The organism is Beduini sp., assembly GCF_047239305.1.
Taxonomy (GTDB): domain Bacteria; phylum Bacillota_I; class Bacilli_A; order Erysipelotrichales; family Coprobacillaceae; genus Beduini.
This window is the reverse complement of sequence record NZ_JBKTEM010000032.1, coordinates 1-3957: the sequence shown is the minus strand read 5'-3', so window position 1 is coordinate 3957 and position 3957 is coordinate 1. Positions and strand designations below refer to the sequence as shown.

General features: G+C 34.7%; 5 protein-coding genes and 1 tRNA gene. 2 read left to right on the top strand and 4 right to left on the bottom strand.

Translation table 11 applies throughout. The annotated features are described in order from the left end of the window. Positions 1-52 precede the first annotated feature (52 nt). Genes ACLRVU_RS15720 through ACLRVU_RS15710 form a run of 3 tightly spaced genes read right to left on the bottom strand, consistent with a single transcriptional unit; the run spans position 53 to position 1367 of the window. A complete protein-coding gene (locus ACLRVU_RS15720) occupies positions 53-358 on the bottom strand; it encodes a hypothetical protein (protein WP_412892396.1) in 306 nt (101 codons plus the stop codon). Then, the gene (locus ACLRVU_RS15715) at positions 355-1119 is read right to left on the bottom strand and encodes a phage antirepressor KilAC domain-containing protein (RefSeq protein ID WP_257321051.1); all 765 of its coding nucleotides are present in this window, start codon (positions 1117-1119) and stop codon (positions 355-357) included. Before ACLRVU_RS15715 ends, ACLRVU_RS15720 begins: the two co-directional genes overlap by 4 nt. Positions 1120-1136: 17 nt before the next feature. Continuing rightward, positions 1137-1367 carry a DUF739 family protein gene (locus tag ACLRVU_RS15710; RefSeq protein WP_257321050.1) on the bottom strand — a complete coding sequence of 77 codons (231 nt, stop codon included), beginning with the start codon at positions 1365-1367 and terminating at the stop codon, positions 1137-1139. A gap of 159 nt (positions 1368-1526) precedes the next feature. Between ACLRVU_RS15710 and ACLRVU_RS15705 the strand changes: the two genes are divergently transcribed. Both ACLRVU_RS15705 and ACLRVU_RS15700 read left to right on the top strand, forming a co-directional pair. Then, positions 1527-2372 carry a helix-turn-helix domain-containing protein gene (locus ACLRVU_RS15705; RefSeq protein ID WP_412892395.1) on the top strand — a complete coding sequence of 282 codons (846 nt, stop codon included), beginning with the start codon at positions 1527-1529 and terminating at the stop codon, positions 2370-2372. A 167-nt stretch (positions 2373-2539) separates the two neighbouring features. Continuing rightward, a complete protein-coding gene (locus ACLRVU_RS15700; protein ID WP_412892394.1) occupies positions 2540-3679 on the top strand; it encodes a tyrosine-type recombinase/integrase in 1140 nt (379 codons plus the stop codon). A gap of 74 nt (positions 3680-3753) precedes the next feature. On the opposite strand, the gene ACLRVU_RS15695 is transcribed toward ACLRVU_RS15700, so the two are convergent. After that, a tRNA-Glu gene (locus ACLRVU_RS15695) sits at positions 3754-3828 on the bottom strand. Positions 3829-3957: the final 129 nt, after the last annotated feature.

Genomic DNA, 3957 nt, shown 5'->3' with positions numbered 1-3957 from the left:
GTTTTTCTCCTTTCCCCGCTCTATAATAAGATTGACTTGTTATTCGAGTCGCTTAATGTTTTGTCGCATCGTCATTGGTCGTGGGGTGCGACATTTTTATTTGCCTTTCATATTTAGCCATTTTATGAATTTCACTCTCACTTATAGCAATTACTTGAAGAAAATATTTGTAATAAACCCTTCCTTCAAGATTCTTCTTTCCATCTTTTATGCATAGATCAGCTGCCTCATTAAATCTTATCTTGGCTTTTGGCCAACTACATCTGAGAAAATTTCTCACATCCGTTAAAGTAAGGTAAATTTTCATAATGATACGTTCACGCTCAATATTTAGCGAATCATCATACTTTCCTTTCACTTTAAACATCCATTTCCTTTACAAAACTTATTAACAAAAAATATCTGACCTTTGCCTGTAACCTTTGGTGTCCGTGTAGTCCTAACACTACCGTCTGGATTATTAACAGTACGTTCTTTGATTTCAAACAAACCACGTTCCATTGCTTTCTGCGTTGGCATATTATAGTTATCACCTTTGATACAAAGAAACTCATTTTCTCGCATCCATGCAAACAATCTATTTTGCCCGATATTACATCCATTCTGTTTAATAAGCTTGGCAAGTTGTCCGACTAAGATTGAATCATTACTCGTTGATACAGCATCAGCAAATAATGCTTTAGGCCTCATGTTGTTGTTTTCTATTTGTAATTTTTCATTTGCTTCTACCTGATCAGCATATGCCCGCAAAGCCTCAGGAAGTGTTTTGGGAATTAAAGCATTCTCTTTTACTCTGAAATAGGTTTCTTCCAGGTTGTCAAATTGCTCCCACGCTTTATCTGTATCAAGAATCTTGCAGTGACGGTCTGCGCCTTTTTCTGTCCAGAGAATCAAGGCATTTACATTTTTAGGTACAGAGTAACTGTTAGTTACCTTGCTCTTGAATTCCCGTAATTCATCTCCTTTCAACATATGATAATGTTTTCCTTCAATAAAACGATTTTTATTTCGATTGAAATTCATTTTGATGTTATCAACAGATGTTTCGTATACTTCTGCTAATTGTTGTGTTGTCAATACTCTTTCATTACAGTATGTAACTGCGATTAAATCTTCCATGCTCCTCCTTTCTGTTCCTATTTCCGAACTTCGTAAGTAAAAAAATAAGGCTCCACCATTTTTAATGGCTGACCAAGCAGCTTACATGCTCTCACCATTTCACTTTGCTTCCAATTTACTTTACCTGAAAACCTGTCAGATAGTGAGTTCTGTGATGTAAAACCCATTGATTTAGCAAAATTTTGCTCAGTTTTGAATACTGCCTTGATGTCACCTCGTAGTCGTGAATAATCATAAACGTAATCCATTAGCTTCTCCTTTCTGTTCCTGTTTCCGAACAACACCATAATATCCTGACTAAGAAAGAATGTCAACCCATTTTGTTCCTATTTACGAACTTTTTTAATTTTTGAGTTGACATTTTACGAACTAGAGTATAATATGAAGGCAAAGGAGGATATATAGAAATGAAACAAGAATTTTCCGAAAGATTAAATGAAGCCATGCAAGCTAAAAATATATCTCAGGCACAACTTGTCGAAAAAACTGGTATAGGAAAATCTACAATGAGCCAGTATTTAAGCGGTAAATATAAAGCAAAGCAAGATAATATCACAAAGATAGCTGAAGCATTGCATATATCACCTGCATGGTTAATGGGAATAGATACAGAGATGGAAAAACCAGAGGAATCACTTGAAGAAATTTTTGCTTATAATCTGAATAAATTCATGGTTAAATATGATAAAGACATAGATGATGTAGCAAAGGCCTGTAATGTTAAGAAAAAAGAAATACTTAAATGGACAAATGCTGAAAAAATCCCTGCTGTTGATATAATACAGAGACTTGCGATTATCTTTGATTGTTATAAATCTGATTTAACAGAAAAAATGGGCAGAAGCACCGCACATCCTAGAGGCGTTAGAATACCAGTCCTTGGGCGTGTTGTTGCGGGAATACCCATTGAAGCGATAGAAGAAATACTGGATTATGAAGAAATATCTGAATCAACGGCACGTACTGGTGATTACTTTGCGTTACAGGTCAAAGGGGACAGCATGGAGCCTCGTATGTACGAAGGTGATGTTGTAATTGTCCGGAAGCAAGAAACCGCTCAGACAGGCGATGTGGCGATCGTATTGGTAAACGGTGATGAAGCAACAGTCAAAAAAATCAGAATCATGGATAGTGGAATTATGCTCATGCCTTTTAATACAAAATATGATCCATGGATTTATACAGCAGAAGATATTGAACGACTCCCGGTTAAAATAATTGGTAAAGTTGTTGAGTGCAGGCAGAAATATTAAATTATAGACGATGTATTTCTAAAAAATAAAAAAAACCCCGCTCCTATTGGCGTAGGAACGAGGGTGATAGTAGGTATTGGCGTACCTCTATCGGTACAATAAACGAATGACCACGAATCATTGCTTTTATTGTACCTTCATTATACTAAAAAATGGAGGTAAATTCAATGGCAGTTAAGAAAGATGAACGCTTTGTCAAAAGCAAAAAAGACAAAAATAAAATGGTTAAAAAAATAACCTATAAATGTGAAGGAAGCTACGTTGACTGCAATGGCGAACTTCATAGATATCATAAAAGAGGTTTTGCAGGAAAGGAAGAAGCGAAAGAATGGGAACGCTCGTTTCTTTTATCGGCTAAAAATGAAGTCAGCAGTAATATAACTTTTGGAGAGTTATATGCTATATTTATTTCATCTAAGCAAGGTATATTAAAAGAAAGGTCAATTTACGATTATACAAAGGTCTCTGATTTGCATATCCTTCCTTACTGGAAGGATATACATCTTGAGAAAATTTCAAAAAAAACAATCGAGTTATACCAGAAAAGTTTATTAACCCAAAAGTCTAAACACGGTGGCCTATTAGCAAACAGGACAATAGAAGCGATCCAAACAAAATTTAAAGGAATTCTCAAATACGGTTTTGACATGGGATACATTAAAGATTATAGAATTACCAATTTCAAAATTGCTCAAAGGAAAAATGAAATCAAGAAAGAGATGCATTTCTGGCATCCAGACGAATATAATAGCTTCATCAAACAAGTTCAACTTGAAGAAAAAAGTGTTATATATGTAGCCTTCTATAGTGTTCTTTATTGGTGTGGCACCAGACTTGGTGAAACACTTGCACTAAAATGGTCTGATGTTAATATGCAAGAAAAAAGCATTCAGATTTCTAAAACATACAGTAAGCAAACAAAGTTAATAACTACGCCTAAAACAAGAAATTCATATAGGACAATCCTTATGCCTGATACGTGTTATAAAGCCATATTAATTCTTTATCAGTATGAAAAAGACATAATCGGTTTTAGTGAAGATAGTTTTGTTTTCTTTATGGATAAGCCATTAGACAATAATAATATCAAAAACATCAAAGATAGATGTGCTGAAAAAGCTGATGTTCCGATAATCAGAATTCATGATTTCCGTCATTCTCATGTTTCATTATTAATCAACTTAGGCTTTGATTCATTTGATATAGCAAAAAGACTTGGGCATACCGTGGATATGGTGAACAATATTTATGGTCATTGGTTCAATGACGCTCAAATAAAAATGGTGGATAAGCTTAATTCCATATGAATTTTACACCAAATTTACACCAAATTAAGAGAAGTAATAAAAAAACCCTTTTATTTAAAGGGTTAAACGCTATATGGTATCGCGTACGGGATTCGAACCCGTGATACAGCCTTGAGAGGGCTGTGGCTTGACCGCTTGCCGAACGCGACATCTTTGTTTGCTTGACTATTATAGCATTATTCTTTTTCAAACGCAAGAGCAAATTTACATTTCATACAATTTTGCTGAAGTGAAAAGTTAAATTCCACTTTCAAAGTAGCCAAGTAGAAAAGACTCTT